Origin of the sequence: Paenibacillus sp. O199, assembly GCF_001636635.1 — a bacterium.
GTDB classification, from domain to species: domain Bacteria; phylum Bacillota; class Bacilli; order Paenibacillales; family Paenibacillaceae; genus Paenibacillus; species Paenibacillus marchantiae.
Window position 1 is genome coordinate 163,895 of the sequence record NZ_LGRP01000005.1, and the last position, 22,056, is coordinate 185,950.

Genomic DNA, 22,056 nt, shown 5'->3' on the forward strand with positions numbered 1-22,056 from the left:
TTAGGCGGAGCTAATTACACAAAACTCATATTCTAAGATTTTTAAGCATACAGCATGAAAAAGTTCAACTCATGCCCCTGTTGTTTGAGGTAATTATACAACTGTGAACGGTGATGGAATACGTGAGTTAGCGTTTCAATCTGCCATTGAGCCTGCAAATGACCGTGCTCCATATAAAAAGCTTTGGTTGAGCGGTTCAACAGATCTTCTTCGCTGAGTGATACAATATAAGCTTTGTAGGCTTCCAAATTGCCCCAAAGTGTTGCCTCCAGTTTTTCAATATCCTCGATCCCTGACAGGATATTCTCTACCACACCAACCTCGGCTTCGCTCTTCTCCTGCATAATGGCAAGGTCCGATGCCGTGATTTGAATAAAATGATGGACCAGTTCCACCAGTGAACGCATATTGTCCTGCGGGCGGTACGCCCAATCCTCTGGACGGATCAGGCGGATCAGACTCACCCCCGTACGTACTCCCGTCTCCAATTCATTGAGCAGATGATCCCGAATTTGCAATGTTCCATTCATATATGATATCTCCTTTACTATTATTCTCACGATCTCAGTATATCTGAAGGGGCAACCGACTTATTGTACAAATCGGACAACCTTTGTTGATGTTCTTTGGCAGCGGTCAGCGGAGTTTCTCCATAAAACTTGCGGAATTGACGAATCAAGTGGGCTTGGTCAAAAAAACCATGATTCAGGGCCAGCGCTGCCCCATCCGCCGTATGCCCCTGATGGATACTGCCCAGGACGCGGTGAAAACGAACCACCTCACTGAATCGCTTCGGACTGATTCCGATCCATTCTGCAAACTTCCGATTCAGCTGGCGTTCGCTAACAACTTCACGCATGGCCAGCTCACTGACGCTCATACGTCCCCCATCGATAAAGATGCGATGCAATGCATTTTTCATCAAATCATTCTCGTATGTATTGGTTTGCACGGATAGTGGACTCAGATAGGCATTCATAACCTGTACCCGTTCTTCAAAGGTTCTTGTTCCAGCTATCCGCTCCTGAAGCTCACTTAACCTGACTGGCCAACATTCCTCAAGCGGAATTCGCATGTCCGTAAATCCTTCCAATGGCAAACCATGAAAGACGTACGCCCCACCCGGAAAAAAACGTACGCCAAATGTGTAATCTGCGGAAGGACTTACATCGGATGCCTCGGACACAGCAAATGGATGCGAATAATTGCCACAGTATGCATAGGAATGAGCCGAACGGACCGAGTCGTATGTAATCAGCATGTCCGTGCAGCCATCCGGTAATACCCGAGCGGGCACTGATATAGGTTCCTGATCTCGCTCTCCTGTGTGCGGAATAGAACCGGATTCCCAATAACAGGCTACATGAGCCATTAGGGAAATAGAAGGTATTTGTTCAATATAATACGTGTTCCGATCTGACCCATTCATCTGAATGGGTCTGAACAGCGGATGCAGGCTGGGGTCCACGAACCATCCCTCCGTTACTAGCATTTATGTATTTATCTATCATACCATCAACCGATGAAATGAAGAAAAAAAGTACCCCGCCGGACGATCCGACGGGGCTAGTCACACATCTATTTAACACGAGAAGGGGTTTACAAGACTTATCTTACCCCTGTTACCTTAACGGAATCTGAAATGAAGATGAAAAGAACATCAATTTTTATGGGCAACACCGGAGACATTTATTGCTCCCATGAAGGATTAAGTGCTCTAGCCATGGCACGGATATAATCCTGACAAGCCCGCTGACTAACTTCCGCATCAGGCACAAATACTTCGAAGCAGTGATAAGCACCGGGATACAGGTGCATTTCGACATCCACTCCCGCTGCCGCAAGACGTGTCACATATTCAATAGTTTCATCTCGAAACAGATCAAGCTGGCCAATACACGTATACAATGGGGGTAGCCCTGCCAGATTTTCAGTTCTTGCTGGGACAGCGTAAGAAGGCATGTTGTGTTCTTCGTTCTCCCCCAATCCCTCCATCTCTCCTCCAAGGTACATACTCCATGCCTCCAGGTTATTCGTCCGATTCCATGTGGCATTTTGTTCCGTAATTTCGTGGCTCGAAGCCGAAATATTCCGATCGTCCAGCATCGGGTACAGCGGCATTTGGAAGATCAGGCTCGGCCCACCTTTATCGCGGACCATTTGTGCAAGTGCTGCAGTCAGTCCTCCACCTCCGCTTGCTCCCGCAATTGCGACCCGGCTAAGATCAATACCGAGCGACTCTGTTTCGTCCGTCATCCATACCAGACCTGCATAGCAGTCATGAAGGGCAGCTGGATAAGGATGCTCAGGAGCCAGGCGATAATCAACCGATACGACTACACAGTGAGCCGCTTGTACAAAGCGCTCACATAACGCATCATCCATATCCGGATGTCCCAGCACATAACCTCCTCCATGAATCCACAGCATCGCCGGCAGCTTATCTCCAGTACGCTCAGACGGTTCATATAGTTTGACCAACATGTTTCCTGCTGCCCCAGCAATAATTCGATTTGTGGTGCGTACGTCGTTCGATTTCACAATTGGTGGGTTCACGAGCATCGCCCGGCTAACCTGCAATCCCCCCTTCAAATTAAAGCCCGGAAACTGGGTCAATGCATCTCTTAATTCAGGTACCACCCGATCTACAAAACTCATATGCAATTCCTCCTTCAGTGTATGTTCTTTATGCTCTTTGTCCATTCTCAGCTTCCCACTCAGCCAACTCTGTCCGCACTCGAGGTGCCACCTCTGTTCCGAGCAATTCAATCGCTCTCATCACCTGATCATGTGGCATCGTGGCAATCGGTACGTACATCATGAAACGTGTAATGCCCAAATTCTTGCGAAGGTGAATGATTTTCCGGGCAACCGTCTCTGGATCACCTACGTACAAAGCACCCTCATGGCTACGTGCAGCATCAAAACTGGCACGACTGTAATGTCCCCATCCGCGTTCCTTGCCAATTTTGTTCATGCCCGCCTGGGTAGAAGGAAAGAACAGATCAGCCGCCAGTTCTGTATTTTCAGCCACAAATCCGAGCGAATGCGACCCTACAGTAAGCTTCGAAGCGTCATGTCCGGCATGTGCCGCTGCCTGCTTGTACAACTGTACAAGGGGGCCAAAATTCCTTTCCGGGCTCCCGCCAATAATAGCCAACGTCAACGGAAGCCCCAGCAATCCTGCACGCACCACCGATTCCTGATTGCCCCCGCTGCCAATCCATATGGGCAAAGGGCTCTGCACAGGCCGTGGATATACGCCCAGATTATGTATTGCAGGTCTGTGCCCACCTCGCCAGTTGACTATTTCGGACTTTTGCAGGTTAAGCAGCAGTTCCAGATGTTCATCGAACAGCTCATCATACTCACCTAGCTCATATCCAAACAAAGGGAATGATTCGGTAAAGGAACCCCGCCCTGCCATAATCTCCGCACGTCCATTCGAAATGCCATCCAGTGTGGCAAAATCCTGAAACACACGTACCGGGTCAGCGGACGAAAGTACCGTTACTGCACTAGTCAGCCGAATACGCTTGGTCAGGGATGCAGCTGCGGACAGCACCATCGCAGGGGAAGAAGCCGCATAATCTTTACGATGATGTTCTCCTACGCCAAATACATCCAACCCCACCTGATCGGCAAGCACGATTTCTTCCACCACTTCACGCAATCGCTGTGCGTGACTTATGACCTCACCTGTCCGAAGATCGGGTGTTGTCTCCACAAACGAAGTAATTCCTATTTCCATAACTGATTTCTCCTTATTCAAAATTGGACTATCACTACTCGTAAAATAAATTACCGATCGGTATGTTATTTAGGTAGTTAATATATCTCAGTGTTTCTCTTACTGTCAATCTATTTATTTTGATTAAAAATGTATCTCATTTCTTAAATACATCCTCAAAAAGACGTTGGTTTGACAAATTATTGAGAGTTATATATTATATATCATACTGATGAGTACGAAATATAATTAGCAAAACACGATCTATATGATCCAATACAAAAAAATCTATACTTTAGAAAATATAAGTAACAAGGAGTATTTATTATGGCGAGAACTCGCGAATTTGACGAAGAGAAAGTGCTGGATGCAGCGATGCAGCTTTTTTGGGAAAAAGGATATGAAGCCACTTCATTAAGTGATCTGACTTCAAGAATGGGCATCCAAAGACCCAGTATATATTCCACTTTTGGAGATAAAAGAGAACTGTTCGAAACTTCGCTACGGAAATACACGATGGCTCGTGCCGCAGAGATGCGAACCAGACTGGCGGGTATTACATCGGTTAAAGAGGCCTTTCGTACTTTTTTTGCAGAAATCGTGGACGAAGAATACAACGCAGAGCGACTCAGTCGTGGATGCTTTTGCATCAATACGATGGTTGAGCTTGCACCCCATGATGAGAAATTTGAAATTCTCACCCGGGAACATCAGATGTACCTGTCGGTCATCTTTCAGGAAAATATCGAGCGGGGAATGCGATCAGGGGAACTTAACCCCTCCCTGGACGCTAAGGCTGTCGCGCAAGCACTTATTGTATCCCTAATTGGACTGACCGTTTTCATGAAGTCCCGTCCCAATCGTTCATTTATAGAAAACTCGATTCGAGTCACACTTTCCTTGCTGGGTTAAGTCCAAGTGATGATAAGAAAAAATAGCACTGCTGGCTAAAACGCCGGCAGTGCTTCATTCATTTCACTGTAAACTTGACCCTCTGCGATTGGCTGACAAACATAATACCTCATTCGGATTTTCCAAAAGTATATACTTTGGTCAAACGCCCAGTCGTTCGCGTGGGCAATCGCATAGGATGCCGTATAAATGATTTGGGAGGTTTTTTCTTGAATAAGTATCAAATGATGCATCCAATGGCTAACTCACATTATGTGCCCCATATGCCCCATAACATTGTTGTTCATCCAGTGGATCATTGCGTAGTCGAAAGTCTGATGTCCCTGGTGGGAAAAGTGGTTATCCTGGAAACGACTCGCGGTAGACTGGATGGATGTGTGGTCGCTGTTAAACATGACCATGTTGTACTAGAGGAAAGAAATAGAAAATTCTTCGTGCGCATTGCCGAAATCGTCTGGATTATGCCTGACTAAATACCGATTGAGGGCTAACAAACCAAACGCCTCTTAACAGGGGGATTAGACCACACTTAAGAGATGATTCCTGTACTGCACAGGGGTCATCTTTTTCGTCTGCTCGCTCCACTGTTCATATTTTTTAAAGAGACGAGTACAGGTTTAAAGTTTCTCGAAGGAACATTATAATGAGAGTACGAAATAACGATGCATTACGAGGTGAGAATTTGCAATATCTGTTTACAATACTATTCATCCTAGGCTTTATGGCTTTCTTCGTATTTATTGTTTTGATGGTCTTATCCATACGAAAACATAACCGGATACCAATAAGGCATGTGATTCTAACGGTGACATGTTTTGCAATTGCTTCGATAGGAATGTATGGCATGTTGACTTTACCTTCAAATCCTCCGCAATTATCTGGGACAGACCACACGGAGAAACACGGATCTGGCGCTGATACAACAGAGGAAGATCACGCACCTCTAACTCAAACGAATGCCTCTGGCTTCCATATGACAACGGAGGAATTCAAAAACAAGTTTAATGCCGCCGTGGGCAAATACCGACTGAATGGTTTGAGTATTACCCGCTTGAATATGAAAGACTCTTCAGAGCAGGGAACCGGCACTTTCGAGTATGTATTCAATGATGAATTACGATTGGTTGGTACATTAAATTTGGATCAAAAAGTACAAGAAGTCAGGTTGTACGAGAATGGTGATGTCAGCGAACCAACGGGTGGAATCTTTTTGACTGCTATCGCTACACTTATTCTGACAACCAATAACGAGTACACGTATAATGATGCGCAAGACGTGATTCAGGATATCGGCATATTGGATCGCGATGTAAGTCAGAGTAATTTTGATGGAGCGAAGGTTCGAAATGGATTTGAATATCGCTTCAGCATACAGGATCATGATCACTCTACTTTTGAAATAACTGTTGCGAAATAAGACCCAATGTGTAAAGAGGCCGCTCCATGAAGGAACGGCCTAACGTGTGATATGTACTGTTTGGATAGTTCAGTAATAATGAACACCTCCATAATGCGAGAGTTACTCAATGATGTGTCTTACCTTTGAATCACATGATTAACGATTCTCTGAGCATCGTATTTAACCCATCCCAACAGTGCTGAACCTCGTGATGTTTGCCAAGGCAGCCCTACAAAATATAGTCCAGCAACCGGTGATACTCCTCTCTCGTGTAAAATTTCACCTTGGGAATCAAAAGCAGTAGCGATATCAATCCAATCATCATTTCGTTTAAACCCAGTAGCCCAGATAATATTGTCTATTGGTGCCTCACTCCCATCCTCATATAGGATGCGGTTATCTATTGCATTTATAGCACGTGGACGCTTGTTAACTTTCCCTTTAGTGATCAACTCTTTTAACTCATAGCCATATACGTACTCAGGCTGATTTCGTAACCATTTTCCGACCATACGATCTGCACTTGCACGTAATACTCCGAGCTTTTCGAAATACCAGAATATACTTCGTTTCATGATATGCAAAGGTCTAAATGTTATATTTCGAGCTATGGATATGTATACGGTTTGTCTATCATCTGATGCTAACTCTACAGCAATTTGGGCGCCTGAATTCCCTCCGCCTACGACTACTGTTGTTCCAGGAAGCAATTGAGAGCGGTTTTTATACTCTGATGAATGAAGTTGAATTACATTCTCGGATAATGATGTCGCAAAATGAGGAACATTCTTGGTCTGGAAAGGTCCCGTCGCAACGATAATATTGCGCGCTTCTATCATTCCATCATTGGTTTCAGCATAGAACATCTCATCTCGTTTCGAGAGACGAGAGATTGAACAGTTTAACTTTATTGGAAGCTCCATTTGTTTAGCATAGTTTTCAAAATAATCTGCAATTTCATCCTTGCTTGGCAGGCTATTTTTATTTCCACTAAGAGGCATTCCGGGTAATCCGTCATACATTCGTGGGGTAAAAAGACGCAAGGAGTCGTACCGTTTACGCCAAGATTCCCCGACAGATGAGACAGCGTCAACGATTAAAAAGGTTAACCCCGACTGTTGAAGATAGTAACCTGCCGCCAAGCCTGCTTGCCCAGCCCCGATAACTAATACATCATACATATGTATCATCTCCAATATCGCTTATGTATTAATATATGAGCAATTATTCATATGTTTATTTTACTTAACTACTGTCTATTTAGCAATAGAAGAGACTATCATCATACTAATCAAAATTAAAAAGACTCCCTCACGGGAGCCTTTACTCATTTAATCCTAGTTTGCTTGTAACGTATCTTTAATGCTATTCCTGATATGCTGGTTAGTTTTACCTGGTGTATTGATCGATGTCATCAATCGCAGTTTGATGCTCTCTTCTATGATGATCTTCATGCTGTCGAACGTCGTTCTTTAACTTGGCTAAGAACCCCCATCCCATAAATACAAGTAAAAGCACGGTAATCAGCGCATAAGCAAAGCTATATAGATTCATATAGAAGTTGATAAAAATTGCAGCGAGCATCAAGCCCAGAATCCACAATGTCCACTTCGTACCCTTTCTCAAATGATTTCCTCCCTCGATCTTAGTAAATGAAAAAAGGCTCCCTTTCGGGAGCCTTCATCTATCGGCATTACAAAAGGTTTTTACACCTTTATTACATCATGCCGCCCATTCCACCCATACCGCCCATGTCAGGAACGCCAGCAGCGCCTGCAGGTTCTGGTTTGTCAGCGATAACCGCTTCAGTAGTCAGGAACATTGCTGCTACGGAAGCAGCGTTTTGCAATGCATAACGTGTTACTTTGGCAGGGTCAACGATACCCGCTTCGATCATATTAACCCACTCGCCAGTCGCAGCGTTGAAGCCTACGCCAGTTTGTTCTTTTTTCAGACGTTCCACGATTACGGAACCTTCTTCGCCAGCGTTAGCTGCGATTGTACGGATTGGTGCTTCCAAAGCGCGCAGGACGATGTTTACGCCTGTTTGCTCGTCACCGGACAGGGCTACGCCTGCAACCGCGTTGTATACGTTCATGAGCGCTGTACCACCACCGGATACGATACCTTCTTCAACCGCAGCGCGAGTTGCGTTCAGGGCATCTTCGATGCGAAGTTTGCGTTCTTTCAATTCTGTTTCAGTAGCCGCACCAACTTTGATTACTGCTACACCGCCGGACAATTTAGCCAGACGCTCTTGCAGTTTCTCTTTGTCGAACTCGGAAGTTGTTTCTTCCAGTTGTGTACGGATTTGGCTAACACGTGCATCGATATCGGATTTGTTACCAGCACCGTCAACGATGATTGTGTTTTCTTTCGTTACACGGATCTGACGAGCTGTACCCAGTTGTTCCACAACAGCGGATTTCAGGTCTAGACCCAGTTCTTCCGTGATCAATTGGCCACCAGTGAGGGCAGCGATATCTTGCAGCATTGCTTTACGACGGTCACCGAATCCTGGAGCTTTAACAGCTACAGCGTTGAATGTACCACGCAATTTGTTCACAACCAGCATCGCCAGTGCTTCGCCTTCGATATCTTCAGCGATCAATACAAGCGGTTTGCCTTGTTGAACGATTTTTTCAAGCAATGGCAAGATTTCTTGCGTGTTGGAGATTTTTTTGTCTGTGATCAGGATGTACGGGTTGTCCAAAACAGCTTCCATTTTGTCCGTATCCGTGATCATGTATGGAGAGATGTAACCGCGGTCGAATTGCATACCTTCAACCACTTCCAGCTCTGTAGCGAATCCACGGGATTCTTCAACAGTGATAACGCCGTCTTTACCCACTTTTTCCATAGCTTCAGCGATCAGTTCGCCTACTTCTTCGTCAGCTGCAGAGATCGCCGCAACTTGTGCGATGGATTGTTTGGTTTCAACTGGTTTGGAGATGGATTGCAGTTCAGCTACAGCAGCTTTAACCGCTTTGTCGATCCCTTTACGGATACCGATTGGGCTAGCGCCTGCAGTTACGTTTTTCAAACCTTCTGTGATCAGCGCTTGAGCCAATACAGTTGCAGTTGTTGTACCGTCACCGGCAACATCATTTGTTTTGGTTGCTACTTCTTTAACCAGTTGTGCACCCATGTTCTCGAATGCATCTTCCAGTTCGATTTCTTTAGCAATCGTTACACCGTCATTCGTGATGAGCGGGCTTCCGAATTTTTTCTCCAGAACCACGTTACGGCCTTTAGGACCGAGTGTTACTTTAACTGCATTAGCCAATGCGTCCACACCACGAAGCATGGAACGACGAGCGTCTTCACTGAATTTAATGTCTTTAGCCATGGTAAGAAAACCTCCCTAGTATATTGTGTAAAATGGTGTTGCTATATGGTTCGGTTAACCGATTAAAATTTGAATTAGTCGAGAATCGCGTGAATATCGCTTTCTTTCATAATCAAATATTCTTTACCTTCGAACTTGATTTCTGTACCGGCATATTTGGAGAAAATAACGCGATCTCCTTCTTTCACTTCCAGAGCTACACGTACTCCGTCTTTCAATACTCCTGCGCCAACAGCAATAATTTTACCCTCTTGCGGTTTTTCTTTAGCGGAGTCCGGCAGTACGATCCCGAAAGAAGTTGTTTGCTCTTGCTCCAGTGGTTCTACCAATACGCGTTCACCTAAAGGTCTGATCATGAAAAATAGCCTCCTTTTGAAATTATATAACGTTACATTGTAGGTTGTAGCCATATGTATTAGCACTCGACAGTGTTCAGTGCTAACAACCAACTTTATGATACTTCAACTTGAAGCATGATTTCAAGTCCTTTTCATGAATTCCTGCGAGATTTTACGTTGTATTTACACCAACCCAGCCAAAAAACTCCCGATTGGCCTGCGTAAATGCCATAATACCTCATTAACTTATTCCACAGAATCCGTAAGTCCTCCTGCATCGTTCTCAGGCAGCCCTTTTCCATTGTATCCATTGTTGAACATAATATGCCTGCCTGTCCCGTCCATCAGAATATATAACCGTAAAAGCTTGTCTCCCTTTAGTTCCCGGGTAAGAACTGGTCTCCTTATCCCGGGATGGGCACCATACAAGATTATCATAGTCATAACAATCAGATGGATCTCTCTTGTTATACTGCGCTCTGCTTATCCTCGGCACGGATGTAACGGGATTCAGCCTCTGCATCAGCTGCAAGCTGTTTGCGATACACAAAGCCAGACAGAAACACACTGATCTCATATAACAGGAGCAAAGGAATCATCACAAGAAAATCGGAAATAAAGTCAGGCGGTGTAACCACAACCGCAATGAAAATCAGGACAAAATAAGCGACTCTGCGCATTTTGCGAAGCCGGATGGGATTCAATATGCGCAGTCCTGTCAGGAACATAATGATTAACGGAAGTTCGAACAACAGGGATACCGGCAGTACAATGCCAAACAAAAAACTGAAATACTGCTTCATTCCGTAAGTCTCGACAAGCCCCATTTTTTCCGTAATCGATGAAGTAAAAGAAAGTGCCATCGGGAAAACAACGTAATAGGAGAAAGCTAACCCGATCAGAAATAACAGAAATACATAAGGTACATACTTCAACGTGGCTTTTCGCTCACGCGGCCTGAGACCTGGACTGACAAACTTCCAGAGCTGAAACACCGTAAACGGCAGCGTGATGACCAGTGAGAACAGACCAGCAATCTTCATGTAGATGCCAATCCCGTCCCAGAACGAGAATGCATGCAGTACAAAGCCCTGAGCGGTCTCTGCCTTCGTCAGATATTGATACACCGGGTCCGCCACCAGAAAGCCTGCCACCAGCCCCAAAATAAAAATACTCAACACATAAATCAACCGCTTGCGCAGCTCACTCAAATGTTCTGTAAGCGTCATTTCTTCCTTCTGCTGCGTCATGCCTGCCCCCCATTGTTGCCAGCTTAAAATACAAAACCCTTCCGGCAGGAAGGGATTTCTCTTTCATTGCCGTCAAAGTTATTCCGGCAGGCGTTTGTCCTCAGGCTTGTCTGCAGATGCAGTTTCAGATGCCAGCGGCTTCGCCTTTTCCTGCTCCTTGCGACTGGATGAATCATCATCCGCAATAATCTCACGTGCGCCTTCTTTGAATTCACGGAAAGTGCGTCCGACGGCCCGCCCCAATTCCGGAAGCTTGTTGGGTCCAAACAAAAGCAACGCGATAACGGCCAGCAAAATAAAACCTGTTGGTCCAATGGAACTTAACATTGATATTATTCCTCCTCGTTTCAAGCTTCAAAGATGCACACGCTAGGCCATAAGGTCATGGATGTCTTTGCTTCATTTTGAATTATGTCAATCATACCATAGATGTAACCACTTACATAACCCACATTATTCACAAAAGAGACCCCGACATCCAATCATTTTTCCTGCTTAATTCACACCTGCTACTATAGCTGTTTCACCCTTATTGCTTGAACTGACCCGTAACCATTAACAATGCTTCCGGAAGCTGGTCCATAATGGCCGCCAAATGCTCATGCACACCCTTCGGTGTACCTGGCAGGTTGACAATCAATGTACGTCCGCGAATGCCGCATACGCCTCGGAACAGCATGGCAGAACGATTCTTGCCCATAACACTGTATCTCATGGCTTCAGCCATGCCTGGAACTTCCCGTTCAATAACCCGCCGGGTCGCTTCTGGAGTAATATCACGAATCGCAAGCTCCGTTCCCCCAGTGGTCAATACCAAATCAGCGTGAAAATAATCTGTCATTTCAATCAAAGCCGCAATAATCTCATCGGGTTCATCCGGAACGATGCGGTACTCCACGATTTCCCCACCCAGTTCTTCTTCCACAAGTTCCCGGATCACTTGGGCACTCGTATCCTCACGTTCCCCGCGGGCCCCTTTGTCGCTGGCTGTCAGGATTGCTGTTCTCCACACCATAAAGATCACCCTTCTCCTCTATGAAAATAAATGTCCCTTATCGGCTGAAATCGCCGTTTTTGCCACCACTCTTGGAATTAAGCATGGTTGGACCGATAATCATATCTTTTTGCATGGCTTTACACATGTCATAGATCGTCAGTGCCGCAGCCGACGCCGCCGTGAGCGCCTCCATCTCGACACCTGTCTTTCCTTCGGTTTTGACCGTAACTTCAATCTGCAATTCATCGACACCGTTGTCATGAAAACGAATATCCACACCCGTCAATGCCAATGGATGGCACATCGGAATCCAGTCCGACGTTTTCTTGGCGCCCTGAATGCCCGCAATTTGAGCCACAGCCAGAACGTCACCTTTGCCGATTCGGCCCTCCCGAATCGCTTCAAGCGTAGCCGGACTCATCGTCACTTTGGATACCGCCACAGCTGTACGCACGGTACTTTCCTTACCCGAAATATCAACCATCCGAGCTCGTCCCTGTTCATTAAAATGAGTCAGTTTATTGCCGGAAGCCTGGTCGTTATTCGTTTCTGAATTCAATCACATCACAACCCTTTATACGATATGTAATATACCTTCGGTTGTTATCAACAGATCAATTCGCAGATCAAGTGGGTCCATCGGAATTTCATCCTGTAGCTGGCCTGGCAATACCAATGCAGCCATCCGTGGCCTTTTGTCCGTCATCGCACATTTCGCTGCAAGTGTCTCTGCAAAACGATCATAATAACCGCCGCCATAACCAATGCGCCCTCCATGAAGGTCATATCCCAGCCCCGGTACGATGATAAGATCAATATCCGGCCAGCTTTCAGGTTGCAGCACTTCAGAGGAATCCTTGGGTTCAGGTATCCCCCATATTCCCGGCTGAATATCCTGTTCACCCATGACACGTCGCAATTCCATGCGAGCCGGATTCGTCAGCACTTTCGGCGCGAGCATCTGATCTCCATGCTTCCAGCCTTCTTCAAATAAAAAAGCTGTAGATGCTTCGCTTCCATAAGACAAATAGCTGAAAATCATAAGCCGCTTGTTCCCCAGCTTCCATTTGTCCCGTCTAAGGCGCTCCAGCTCCCGTTTCGTCACATCATTAATCTCACTCATCGCCTGCTGACGCATGCTTTCATCCATCAGATCCCGGCTCTGTCTCAGCTTGGAACGAAGACGGATTTTCTGTTCCGTATGATCCTGCATGTCCTTGAATAACCTCCTGTTGATCGGGAAGGTAAACTAGCTCTCAATTAAAACCATTTATATGTTATGCACCAGTTGTCATCGTGTTGGAATCGTTAAAATGATTCATTTTCTGCAAAATCCTCATGTATTAACATGCCTTCTTTCAGTTTATCATTGATTGACCAAAAAGACTACACGCCCCAAGCACTCCTAATCGGTGCATTTGCTCTGTATTTCATGTAAACTGGGATATAGTTGTCATATCAAGAACTGGACCTATGGAGGAACTTAATTTTATGCTGCTGCAAGTATCCGGAATTATCAAACGTTTTGGTGTCGATCCAATCCTGGACGGCGTGAACTTACAAATATTAGAACGCGAGCGCATCGGACTCGTTGGTGTTAACGGCGCAGGGAAATCCACTTTACTCAAAATTGTGGCTGGAGAAATGTCCTACGATGGTGGACAAATTTTCAAATCCAAGGAAACAACGCTTGGTTACCTCGCTCAGAACAGCGGACTGCAATCCGATCGCTCCATATGGGAAGAAATGATGAACGTATTCGGCCACCTGACTCAGGCGGAAGCAGATTTGCGTCAGATGGAACAGGATATTGCTGATCCCGCGCAAATGGAAGATGAAAAAAAGTATGCCGATCTGCTTGAGCGTTATGCGAAACGCTCGGACTGGTTCAAGGATCATGGCGGTTATGAAATGGAAACCCGCATTCGCAGTGTACTGCACGGGATGGGCTTCGGTGAATTCTCACCAGATACCCAGATTGCCACACTGAGCGGCGGGCAAAAGACACGTCTTGCGCTTGCTCGCATTTTGCTTCAGGCCCCTGACCTGCTAATGCTGGACGAGCCTACCAACTATCTCGATATCGCCACCCTGACGTGGCTCGAAGATTACCTGAGAGGTTATTCTGGCGCCCTGCTGGTTGTATCTCATGACCGGTATTTCCTTGATCGGCTTGTAACGAACATCGTGGAGATCGAACGGCACCGCTCCAAAAAATATACGGGCAATTACAGCCGGTACATGGAACTGAAAGCTGCCGAGTACGAAAGCCAGATGAAGCAATACGAGAAACAACAGGATGAAATCTCCAAGATGGAGGAGTTTGTTCAGAAGAATATCGTCCGTGCTTCAACAACCAAACGGGCACAGAGCCGCCGCAAGGCACTCGACAAGATGGATCGACTCGACAAACCGATGGGAGATTTGAAGAAAGCTCATTTCTCGTTCGAACCGGCTGTGATGTCCGGCAAGGAAGTGCTCCGTGTGGATCAGCTTTCCGTTGCCTACGATGAGGCTTCGCCGTTATTCCGCAATGTATCTTTTGATCTAAGACGCGGGGAAACGGTTGCTTTGATCGGTCCGAACGGTATCGGAAAATCTACCTTGCTCAAATGCCTCACCGGAAGTTTGCGTCCTGTAAGCGGTGAGATCCAATGGGGTACCAAGGTGCAGATTGGCTATTATGATCAGGAGCAGACGGGACTTAATCCTTCCAATACCGTATTGGAAGAACTGTGGAGCGCATATCCAGGCATGGAAGAATCACGGATTCGTACGGTGCTAGGCAACTTCCTGTTCAGTGGAGATGATGTACTCAAAAAGATCTCATCTCTTAGCGGTGGAGAAAAAGCTCGTGTCTCCCTCTCCAAGCTCATGCTCAAGGAAGCCAATATGCTCATTCTGGATGAGCCTACGAACCATCTCGACCTGTTCGCCAAAGAAGTGCTTGAAGCGGCGCTGATGGACTATGAGGGCACATTGCTGTTCATCTCGCATGACCGGTATTTCCTCAATAAAATGGCTGAACGTATTGTCGAGCTGCATCCCGGCGGAACAGAGCATTACCTCGGCAATTATGATGATTATGTAGAGAAGAAACAGGAGCTTGAAGATATTGCGCGCGAAGCTGCTGAAGCACGCCAGGCCTCTAACAAAAACTCAGCCAAATCTGATCCAGGTCTATCCGCAACCGAAAAATCCGGTGCCGCCTCATTCGAAGCGGACAAGCAGGCCAAGCGCGAAGAACGTAACCGTCAACGCAAGCAGGAAGCTCTGGAACAACAGATTGCGAAGCTGGAAACGGAGATTACAGAGCTTGAGGCTCAGATGGCTCTGCCTGAAATATATCAGGACTACATGAAGCTGCAAGAGCTTCAGGAGAAAGCGGAAGATCACAAGCTTCAACTTGCCAAGGCTTATGAAGAGTGGGAAGAATTAGCTTTGGAATAAGAAAAAAAACAAAATAGACTGGATTTTATATCAAAAGCTGATTCCTTACGGGATTGGCTTTTTTTTGAGCATAAAGCGAGACAGATTTGAGTAGGATGATTCCCTATTTGTCAAATCCACTCGAATCAAGTAAAATATTTTTACGTTGTAAATCCTCTAATTTATCCACAAGAAAGCAAGATAGCAAGCAATTCAATTCATTTAATTATACGGCGGTAGAATAGCTTTTTTTGCACAAAAACCATATTTATCCACCGAGTTATCCACATTATCCACAACTTTGTGAATATAACTCGACCATTTTATCCCCTAAAGCCTTTTATTTTCGAAAACATTACTGGTTTGACTTTGAGATAGTTACCCACAATTTACACTGAATATGTGGATAACTATAATCACACCTTGACAAACACATTCGTTCTTTCAAATTTTTCTCCTATAAAAGGACAAAAGCAGACCTCTGTATTTAAGGCCTGCCTCTGGTTTATTTTTGACATAAAGTTATGTGATTTACTGGAGTACTATTACGCGTGCACTGATTCATCACTTTCGGAAGACTCCGCCTTCAGTCCGGCCGCATTGCAAGCTGCTACATAAGCCAAACCGGCTGCCATGACAATATCATTGTGCGTGGCAGTTCCTCTGAATTCACGTCCTGCACGTTCCACAGTAACTGCAGCTTCTGCACTCGCAGCCTCTCCTCCACTCAGTGCGTGCATTTCCATATCGACAAAAGTAATGTCGTCCGAGATACTTTGACCAATCGCACGAATCGTTGCATCTACCGGACCACCGCCAACCGCAGAATAGGATTGCTCCCCTGCGCTCGTGCGAATACGAACTGCTGCCATTCGATCCGTCATGCTGCCGGCCGTAACCTGCAATTCAACCAGTTCATAATCCTGGGCAGGAATATTCATGGTCTGGCTCACCATCTGCAATAACTGGTCATCACTGACCACTTTCTGTTGATCGGCAGTTTCTTTAAATATCTCATATAGCTGTTCCATTTGCTGCTCATCCGGTTCAAAGCCATATTTACGAACCCGATCTTTCAAAGCGTGACGACCGGAATGTTTGCCCAGAATAATCATGCTGCGTGGAATTCCCAGCGCTTCCGGGTCCATAATCTCATACGTACTCCGATTCTTAAGCAGACCATCCTGATGAATACCAGACTCATGCTGGAAGGCATTGCGCCCTACCACCGGTTTGTTGTATGCAATTGGGAAATGCATCGCACGGCTAATCTGACGGGATGTCTCATACATCTGGTTCAGTTTGATATTTGTCGTTGCGCCAATAACATCTCCCCGCGTCTCCAGAGCCATAATCAGCTCCTCCAATGCACAGTTACCCGTCCGTTCGCCCACACCGTTGATGGTTACTTCGATCTGGGAAGCACCGTTGGCAATCGCAGCCAGACTGTTGGCAACCGCAAGGCCCAAATCATTATGACAGTGAGCGCTGTATCGAACCTTATCTCCGCCTCTTGCGCCCTCACGTACCCGACGGAACATCTCTCCATATTCATGTGGCAGTGCGTACCCAACCGTATCTGGCAAATTGATAATACTTGCTCCCGCTTCAATGGCTACTTCGACCATCTCGATCAAATCATCCATCTTCGTGCGAGCCGCATCCATGGCAGTGAATTCCACAATATCCGTGAACTGACGTGCATAGGAGACCATCTCCCGGGCGGTAGCTACGACTTCGCTGCGCGGACGGCGCAGTTGATGCTCAATATGAATGTCCGAAGAGGAAATAAACAAGTGAATCCGGCGGCGCGCTGCGTCAGCCGTTGCTCGAACGGCTGCATCAATATCCCCTTTGACCGCACGCGCAAATCCGCAAATCTCCACGTTTTGCAGTTGTCTGGAAATCGCCTGAACCGCCGCGAACTCACCTGGACTTGAGATCGGGAATCCAGGCTCGATGACGTCAATGCCCAGAGAAGCCAATTGATGTGCCAGTTCAATTTTTTGTTCAGGCTGCAGACTCGCTCCCGGTGCTTGTTCTCCATCGCGCAGTGTTGTATCAAAAATCTCAATCATCCGTTTGTTATTGTTCGTTGTCATATTCATCAACCTCCATCAAATTTGAATGTATATTGGATTTTTAGGATCGGAACGAGGCGTTCACTTCCCGTTCTCTATGTTTATTCATTTTGCACTCCATGCCGGCGTGCACGTCGACTTGCACGCCAGTCCTATTTCTTTCTAAACCATGATTATGGATTCCCATCGCCCACCCTGCTGCCGGCAGCAAACACAAATAACCCGCCATCTCATCTAAGAGACGGCGGGTTATTATCCCTCCGCGGTACCACTCTTGCTTGATGGGTCAGGCTTGCGCCAGGCACCATCCACCTCGTCGTCTCCGGCCCAGATCCATTGCAGTTGCGTACACGCAACAATAACAACCGATCCAGCCGGAGAAACACCCTATAACGGAGGTTAGCCGTTGCTGTGTACCACGATGTCCTTTGGTTACAAGGACAAGGGATGAGACATCGTCTCACTGCTTCCACAGCTCCGTTCCCGGGCGAGATTCAAACGATTCCAGCCACTGCGTTGCACCAACCCGCAGCTCTCTGTGCGCTTTATCGTTTTACTGCTCCCGTTCATTACATTTATGATATGTGACCATGAATTCATCACCATTTTGAAAATCAAAAAAGCCTGCCATCTCCTGCAATAATGCAAGAGACGACAGGCTGTTCACCTTCGCGGTACCACTCTTGTTGACTTTCATTTCCTTCGAGCTGATCCTGTATGCGTCCATACCGTTATCATTGCCCAAAGTGACAAAAGCCCCCTCAGTTATTGTTGATCTTCTACAGATATGTCATCCGGATTCCATCAACAACGGCCCATTCACGGAGGCAACCCGTAACCATGTACTTTGGGCCATCATCGGCCTTCGGCTTCTCCCAGGGAGTTACCGTGTTCCATCGTTCCGCTTCCAGGTGAGTTTCAGGTTTCCTTCGACTGCGTTACACCACCCCGCAGCTCTCTATGACCGGGAAATACCCTACTGTTCCTGTTCATTGCGTTTCAGTTCAGGAATCTATATAAGTCAACAAATGAATATTTACACTGGCGCTCCGATGACAGAACAACCTTCCGATCGCTGTTATCCCCAGATTTCTTTGATTCCCTTCTCTAAGAGGGAAAATCCGGTGATAAAGGCGAACGCTTCGCTTCTTCAGGTTATTTCTGTCCTCTCCGCTATCGTGTAAATGTTTAGTTGAACATATCGTATTCCTGTTTTAATTTGTAATTAATATACAGTCTTCACTTGAGACTGTCAAGTATATACATAAATCATTCTAGAGCGATTGAACAGACCATGCTTCAAGTGAAAGTCCAGGATCAGCTTTGGCATCGAATTCCGAGATTTCTCCCCGCTGCCACTTCAAATACGCGGCAGCTCCAATCATCGCTGCATTGTCGGTGCAATACTCCATCGGCGGGATCAGCAATTCGAGCCCTTCCTTCGCACAACGTTCCTGCAAAGCTGAACGCAATCCCCGGTTTGCCGCAACGCCACCGCATAACAGCAATTGACGTGATCCGTACTCACGGACAGCCCTTACTGCTTTTTCTACCAGCACTTCGACGACAGCTTCCTGGAATCCCCGTGCCACAGCAGATGGTTCAAGCGTTTCTCCGCGCATTTTGGCTTGATTCAAAACATTCAGTACAGCAGACTTCAGACCGCTAAGGCTGAAATCATAGGAATCGGCTTCCAGCCAGACGCGTGGCAAAGGTACCGCCTGCTCTGCTTCAGCAGCCATCCGGTCCACATGTGGTCCTCCCGGATAGGGACAACCCAGTGCACGCGCTACTTTGTCATAAGCCTCGCCTACAGCATCGTCACGCGTACGGCCGATCAGTTTGAACTTGCCTTCGGATTCCATATGCACAAGCTCGGTATGACCACCTGAAACCACCAGTGCCATCGCTGGATATTGCAGCTCATGGGTAAGTCTGTTGGCATAGATATGTCCCGCAATATGATGTGTGCCAATGAGTGGTTTGCCAAGTGCCATGGCCATGGTTTTCGCCGCGACGATACCGACCAGCAATGCACCAACCAGTCCAGGCCCTTGCGTCACGGCGATTGCACTCAGATCACGCGGACGGATGCCAGATTGTTCAATAGCCTGTTCCAACATCAGTGTAATGACTTCAACGTGTTTACGCGAAGCCACTTCAGGTACAACTCCGCCAAATGCCTTATGTGTCTCGATCTGACTGGAGATCAGATTGGACAGCACTTCCCGTCCATCCTTGACTACCGCTACGGATGTTTCATCACAGCTTGTCTCCACGGCCAATATATAAGATGGTGCTGAACTTACCTTTTCATTGAAATCCTTCATGAATCCGTTACGCTTCCTTCCTCTTCGCCGCTCCGGCTCGCAGGCGGCAAATTCGCCCACATAATCATCGCATCTTCCCCATTGTCGGAGTAATACCCTTTGCGAAGACCAGCCGATTCAAACCCTTTTTTCTGATACAAGCTCTGGGCAATCCGATTCGAAACCCTGACTTCCAGCGTCATTCGTTCCATCCCGAGATAAGCCGCCGTTTTCATCAATTCGTCCAGAAGCTTCTCACCGAGCTTGCGCCCACGATAAGCTTCCCGGACTGCAATATTGGTAATGTGGGCTTCATCCATGATTGTCCACATGCCGGCATAGCCGATCGCTGTACCTTCCAATTCCATGACCATATATTTAGCAAAATGATTGTGTGTCAATTCATTTTGAAATGCTTCTTCCGTCCAGGGCAGGGTAAAGGCTTCATGTTCAATAATCATGACATCGGGAATATCATCCAGAGTCATGAACCTGAACTGAAGCGTTGCTTCCTGCTCATCATTCTCCACGTTGTCCATCTGCTTCCCCTCCCCCTTTAGCCTTTGCGTAGCAGGTTGGCTTCCGCTTCAGCCAGCTGAGTGTAATTAGGCACGAGCGCATACACGTCATCTCGCTGACCTGCAAGCAGCGCCTCGGCGCCTAAGCGCCCAACCCAGCGGCCCTCCAGCTCATAGGGTACAAGCTGGAGCGCCGTTCCTGCGGGGCAGCGAAGCTCAGCCGCTGCTGCCGCATGCGGGCCCGTCTCGCCGACAATCCAGACGGCAGCGGGCCGCTCTTCCGGCGCCGCTTCCGCCATGCGGGCGGCGAGGGCTTCCAGCCATCCGTCCACCATACGGATGGCATCTGGCGCCAGCCGCCGGGGCGCAGCGCTCCCCGCGGAGGCAAACAGCGCGGTATAGGCTTGACCGCGCCGTGCATCCACAAGCGGAACGATCCAGTGGACAGGGGCGGCACCAGTGCCGCCCTGGTCCGCGGATGGCGTTCCGCCAGCCCCTGCTGCGGCATCCTCTGCCGCAGCTTCGGCCTTGGCGGCGAGGCCACTGTGCCAGCCGCCCCAGGCCATAGCCTGAAGGCTGGACACCCCGACAACCGGGATGTCCCACGCCCAGGCTAACGTTTTCGCCGCGGTCACCGCAATGCGGATGCCCGTGTACGAGCCCGGGCCAATGCCCACGGCAACGCCGTCCAGCTGTCCCGGTTGCGTGCTGCTAGCTTCCAGCAGCTGCTCCATTACGGGCACGACGTGTACCGAATGGTTGCGTTCTGCCCGTTCATTCCGTTCTTCCAGAAGGACGTGGCCTTCCATAACTGAGGCTGCCATCACCGCAGTCGATGTATCCAACGCCAAAAACCGCTGGCGCGGCTGTTTTTGTAAATCTTCCATCATCATTTGACTCCATTCTGTCTGAACTGTCGGCACATGGCAGCATAAGTCTCGCCATACCCATCCAGCGTAATCGTTCGATCCTCTGGACCCGTCGTTTCAATCTGCACATGCAAGTGTTCCTGCGGCAGTAATTCGGGAATGATACTGGACCATTCAACCAGACTGACTCCGGTTCCATAGAAATACTCATCCAGTCCAAGCTCGTCCGCTTCTTCCAGCGATATGCGATACACGTCCATGTGATACAAGGGCAGACGCCCTTCGTATTCCTTGATCAGTGTAAACGTGGGGCTGTTGACCACATCACGTACACCCAAATGCCAGGCAAACTTTTGTGAAAATGCCGTTTTGCCCGCGCCCAGATCACCGTCCAATGCAATCACCATGCCGGCGGTTGCCTGTTCAGCGAGTGCGGACGCGAGTACTTCTGTATCTGTAATGCCATGGGAGTGATACACCCACTGCTCATGCGTCTGATTCAATATACGCCCCACCTTTGGCGGTCAAGCCGCCTGAGTTCACTTTGAACTTTATTATATCGGTCCCATTCTCCCCCCGCAACATCGAAGGAGCAGAAGCAGAGCAGAAGACAGGCCACCATTCACACGAACGACAAATAAACCGGTACCTGACGGCACCGGCCTTCCTAGACATCCTTCACCAGCACTTTGCCTTTTACTCTTCCAAACGGTCTACACGTACCGTCTGAGTATTCCCCGGTCTGCTGCCCACCTGCACCGTTGCCATGCCATTAGCTTCATCCACATTTTCGATCCAGACCGGATCTCCTTCCAATGTAACTGCAATCGTATCTTTGGAATCATAAATGGCTTTCGCGCGTTTCACATCCAACA

General features: G+C 47.4%; 25 protein-coding genes and 1 other annotated feature. Of the genes, 4 read left to right on the plus strand and 21 right to left on the minus strand.

Annotated features, from left to right (window positions below; genetic code table 11):
- Window positions 1-41 precede the first annotated feature (41 nt).
- The 4 genes from A6049_RS09835 to A6049_RS09850 form a co-directional block, all read right to left on the minus strand.
- On the minus strand, window positions 42-530 hold the full coding sequence (locus A6049_RS09835; protein WP_063564468.1) for a DinB family protein: 489 nt from the start codon (window positions 528-530) through the stop codon (window positions 42-44).
- A 26-nt stretch (window positions 531-556) separates the two neighbouring features.
- A complete protein-coding gene (locus A6049_RS09840) occupies window positions 557-1,468 on the minus strand; it encodes a helix-turn-helix domain-containing protein (RefSeq protein ID WP_063564469.1) in 912 nt (303 codons plus the stop codon).
- A 221-nt stretch (window positions 1,469-1,689) separates the two neighbouring features.
- Complete coding sequence (locus A6049_RS09845; protein WP_063564633.1) at window positions 1,690-2,658, minus strand: alpha/beta hydrolase; 969 nt, start codon at window positions 2,656-2,658, stop codon at window positions 1,690-1,692.
- 28 nt (window positions 2,659-2,686) lie between these two features.
- Complete coding sequence (locus A6049_RS09850; protein WP_063564470.1) at window positions 2,687-3,751, minus strand: LLM class flavin-dependent oxidoreductase; 1,065 nt, start codon at window positions 3,749-3,751, stop codon at window positions 2,687-2,689.
- 306 nt (window positions 3,752-4,057) lie between these two features.
- Between A6049_RS09850 and A6049_RS09855 the strand changes: the two genes are divergently transcribed.
- From A6049_RS09855 to A6049_RS09870, 3 genes are all read left to right on the plus strand, one after another.
- Entirely contained in the window at window positions 4,058-4,642 is a 585-nt protein-coding gene (locus A6049_RS09855) for a TetR/AcrR family transcriptional regulator (RefSeq protein ID WP_063564471.1), read from the plus strand.
- Window positions 4,643-4,851: 209 nt separating this feature from the next.
- The gene (locus tag A6049_RS09865) at window positions 4,852-5,115 is read left to right on the plus strand and encodes a DUF2642 domain-containing protein (RefSeq protein WP_063564473.1); all 264 of its coding nucleotides are present in this window, start codon (window positions 4,852-4,854) and stop codon (window positions 5,113-5,115) included.
- A gap of 371 nt (window positions 5,116-5,486) precedes the next feature.
- Window positions 5,487-6,059: a hypothetical protein gene (locus A6049_RS09870; protein ID WP_063564474.1), complete on the plus strand. Its 573-nt coding sequence runs from the start codon at window positions 5,487-5,489 to the stop codon at window positions 6,057-6,059.
- Window positions 6,060-6,178: 119 nt separating this feature from the next.
- Here A6049_RS09870 and A6049_RS09875 read toward each other — a convergent pair whose 3' ends face one another.
- The 10 genes from A6049_RS09875 to A6049_RS09915 all read right to left on the minus strand — a co-directional run bounded on the left by A6049_RS09875 (window position 6,179) and on the right by A6049_RS09915 (window position 13,188).
- Complete coding sequence (locus A6049_RS09875) at window positions 6,179-7,231, minus strand: flavin-containing monooxygenase (protein ID WP_063564475.1); 1,053 nt, start codon at window positions 7,229-7,231, stop codon at window positions 6,179-6,181.
- A gap of 199 nt (window positions 7,232-7,430) precedes the next feature.
- Window positions 7,431-7,667, minus strand: coding sequence for a hypothetical protein (locus A6049_RS09880; protein WP_063564476.1), 237 nt, complete (start codon window positions 7,665-7,667; stop codon window positions 7,431-7,433).
- Between the two features lie 91 nt (window positions 7,668-7,758).
- Complete coding sequence (gene groL / locus A6049_RS09885; RefSeq protein ID WP_063564477.1) at window positions 7,759-9,390, minus strand: chaperonin GroEL; 1,632 nt, start codon at window positions 9,388-9,390, stop codon at window positions 7,759-7,761.
- A gap of 74 nt (window positions 9,391-9,464) precedes the next feature.
- Entirely contained in the window at window positions 9,465-9,746 is a 282-nt protein-coding gene (groES, locus tag A6049_RS09890; RefSeq protein WP_024630746.1) for a co-chaperone GroES, read from the minus strand.
- A 228-nt stretch (window positions 9,747-9,974) separates the two neighbouring features.
- Complete coding sequence (locus A6049_RS33230; RefSeq protein WP_161490575.1) at window positions 9,975-10,172, minus strand: hypothetical protein; 198 nt, start codon at window positions 10,170-10,172, stop codon at window positions 9,975-9,977.
- Between the two features lie 23 nt (window positions 10,173-10,195).
- Window positions 10,196-10,978 carry a twin-arginine translocase subunit TatC gene (tatC, locus tag A6049_RS09895; RefSeq protein WP_063564478.1) on the minus strand — a complete coding sequence of 261 codons (783 nt, stop codon included), beginning with the start codon at window positions 10,976-10,978 and terminating at the stop codon, window positions 10,196-10,198.
- 78 nt (window positions 10,979-11,056) lie between these two features.
- Window positions 11,057-11,305, minus strand: a complete 249-nt coding sequence (gene tatA, locus A6049_RS09900; RefSeq protein ID WP_063564479.1) for a twin-arginine translocase TatA/TatE family subunit — start codon at window positions 11,303-11,305, stop codon at window positions 11,057-11,059.
- Between the two features lie 202 nt (window positions 11,306-11,507).
- Entirely contained in the window at window positions 11,508-11,993 is a 486-nt protein-coding gene (locus A6049_RS09905) for a MogA/MoaB family molybdenum cofactor biosynthesis protein (RefSeq protein ID WP_024630749.1), read from the minus strand.
- 37 nt (window positions 11,994-12,030) lie between these two features.
- The gene (moaC, locus tag A6049_RS09910; protein WP_072734325.1) at window positions 12,031-12,534 is read right to left on the minus strand and encodes a cyclic pyranopterin monophosphate synthase MoaC; all 504 of its coding nucleotides are present in this window, start codon (window positions 12,532-12,534) and stop codon (window positions 12,031-12,033) included.
- A gap of 15 nt (window positions 12,535-12,549) precedes the next feature.
- Window positions 12,550-13,188: a 5-formyltetrahydrofolate cyclo-ligase gene (locus A6049_RS09915; protein WP_063564480.1), complete on the minus strand. Its 639-nt coding sequence runs from the start codon at window positions 13,186-13,188 to the stop codon at window positions 12,550-12,552.
- A gap of 278 nt (window positions 13,189-13,466) precedes the next feature.
- Here A6049_RS09915 and A6049_RS09920 point away from each other — a divergent pair, with 278 nt between their 5' ends.
- The gene (locus A6049_RS09920) at window positions 13,467-15,425 is read left to right on the plus strand and encodes an ABC-F family ATP-binding cassette domain-containing protein (RefSeq protein WP_063564481.1); all 1,959 of its coding nucleotides are present in this window, start codon (window positions 13,467-13,469) and stop codon (window positions 15,423-15,425) included.
- Between the two features lie 524 nt (window positions 15,426-15,949).
- Here A6049_RS09920 and A6049_RS09925 read toward each other — a convergent pair.
- The 7 genes from A6049_RS09925 to A6049_RS09955 all read right to left on the minus strand — a co-directional run bounded on the left by A6049_RS09925 (window position 15,950) and on the right by A6049_RS09955 (window position 22,054).
- A complete protein-coding gene (locus tag A6049_RS09925) occupies window positions 15,950-17,506 on the minus strand; it encodes a 2-isopropylmalate synthase (protein WP_063564482.1) in 1,557 nt (518 codons plus the stop codon).
- Between the two features lie 213 nt (window positions 17,507-17,719).
- Window positions 17,720-18,064, minus strand: a binding site (T-box leader).
- The gene (locus A6049_RS34560) at window positions 18,039-18,230 is read right to left on the minus strand and encodes a hypothetical protein (RefSeq protein ID WP_063564483.1); all 192 of its coding nucleotides are present in this window, start codon (window positions 18,228-18,230) and stop codon (window positions 18,039-18,041) included. Its footprint overlaps the feature before it by 26 nt.
- Window positions 18,231-18,759: 529 nt before the next feature.
- On the minus strand, window positions 18,760-19,815 hold the full coding sequence (tsaD, locus tag A6049_RS09935) for a tRNA (adenosine(37)-N6)-threonylcarbamoyltransferase complex transferase subunit TsaD (RefSeq protein WP_063564484.1): 1,056 nt from the start codon (window positions 19,813-19,815) through the stop codon (window positions 18,760-18,762).
- Window positions 19,812-20,333, minus strand: a complete 522-nt coding sequence (gene rimI / locus A6049_RS09940; protein ID WP_063564485.1) for a ribosomal protein S18-alanine N-acetyltransferase — start codon at window positions 20,331-20,333, stop codon at window positions 19,812-19,814. The genes tsaD and rimI overlap by 4 nt, the downstream gene beginning before the upstream one ends.
- Before the next feature lie 17 nt (window positions 20,334-20,350).
- Window positions 20,351-21,199, minus strand: a complete 849-nt coding sequence (tsaB, locus tag A6049_RS09945) for a tRNA (adenosine(37)-N6)-threonylcarbamoyltransferase complex dimerization subunit type 1 TsaB (RefSeq protein WP_063564635.1) — start codon at window positions 21,197-21,199, stop codon at window positions 20,351-20,353.
- 2 nt (window positions 21,200-21,201) lie between these two features.
- Window positions 21,202-21,684, minus strand: a complete 483-nt coding sequence (gene tsaE, locus A6049_RS09950; RefSeq protein WP_063564486.1) for a tRNA (adenosine(37)-N6)-threonylcarbamoyltransferase complex ATPase subunit type 1 TsaE — start codon at window positions 21,682-21,684, stop codon at window positions 21,202-21,204.
- Window positions 21,685-21,877: 193 nt separating this feature from the next.
- Window positions 21,878-22,054, minus strand: a complete 177-nt coding sequence (locus tag A6049_RS09955; RefSeq protein ID WP_053783520.1) for an H-type small acid-soluble spore protein — start codon at window positions 22,052-22,054, stop codon at window positions 21,878-21,880.
- Window positions 22,055-22,056 lie beyond the last annotated feature (2 nt).

Bases quoted from the DNA above. Each gene is read 5' to 3' on its own strand.
- A6049_RS09855 (WP_063564471.1), top strand. From the start codon at position 4,058: ATGGCGAGAACTCGCGAATTTGACGAAGAGAAAGTGCTGGATGCAGCG.
- A6049_RS09905 (WP_024630749.1), bottom strand. From the start codon at position 11,993: ATGGTGTGGAGAACAGCAATCCTGACAGCCAGCGACAAAGGGGCCCGC.
- tatC (WP_063564478.1), bottom strand. From the start codon at position 10,978: ATGACGCAGCAGAAGGAAGAAATGACGCTTACAGAACATTTGAGTGAG.
- tatA (WP_063564479.1), bottom strand. From the start codon at position 11,305: ATGTTAAGTTCCATTGGACCAACAGGTTTTATTTTGCTGGCCGTTATC.
- groL (WP_063564477.1), bottom strand. From the start codon at position 9,390: ATGGCTAAAGACATTAAATTCAGTGAAGACGCTCGTCGTTCCATGCTT.
- A6049_RS09925 (WP_063564482.1), bottom strand. From the start codon at position 17,506: ATGACAACGAACAATAACAAACGGATGATTGAGATTTTTGATACAACA.
- tsaB (WP_063564635.1), bottom strand. From the start codon at position 21,199: ATGGAAGATTTACAAAAACAGCCGCGCCAGCGGTTTTTGGCGTTGGAT.
- A6049_RS09920 (WP_063564481.1), top strand. From the start codon at position 13,467: ATGCTGCTGCAAGTATCCGGAATTATCAAACGTTTTGGTGTCGATCCA.
- A6049_RS09915 (WP_063564480.1), bottom strand. From the start codon at position 13,188: ATGCAGGATCATACGGAACAGAAAATCCGTCTTCGTTCCAAGCTGAGA.
- A6049_RS09835 (WP_063564468.1), bottom strand. From the start codon at position 530: ATGAATGGAACATTGCAAATTCGGGATCATCTGCTCAATGAATTGGAG.
- A6049_RS09875 (WP_063564475.1), bottom strand. From the start codon at position 7,231: ATGATACATATGTATGATGTATTAGTTATCGGGGCTGGGCAAGCAGGC.
- A6049_RS33230 (WP_161490575.1), bottom strand. From the start codon at position 10,172: ATGACTATGATAATCTTGTATGGTGCCCATCCCGGGATAAGGAGACCA.
- groES (WP_024630746.1), bottom strand. From the start codon at position 9,746: ATGATCAGACCTTTAGGTGAACGCGTATTGGTAGAACCACTGGAGCAA.
- A6049_RS09850 (WP_063564470.1), bottom strand. From the start codon at position 3,751: ATGGAAATAGGAATTACTTCGTTTGTGGAGACAACACCCGATCTTCGG.
- rimI (WP_063564485.1), bottom strand. From the start codon at position 20,333: ATGGACAACGTGGAGAATGATGAGCAGGAAGCAACGCTTCAGTTCAGG.
- A6049_RS09870 (WP_063564474.1), top strand. From the start codon at position 5,487: ATGTTGACTTTACCTTCAAATCCTCCGCAATTATCTGGGACAGACCAC.
- tsaD (WP_063564484.1), bottom strand. From the start codon at position 19,815: ATGAAGGATTTCAATGAAAAGGTAAGTTCAGCACCATCTTATATATTG.
- A6049_RS09845 (WP_063564633.1), bottom strand. From the start codon at position 2,658: ATGAGTTTTGTAGATCGGGTGGTACCTGAATTAAGAGATGCATTGACC.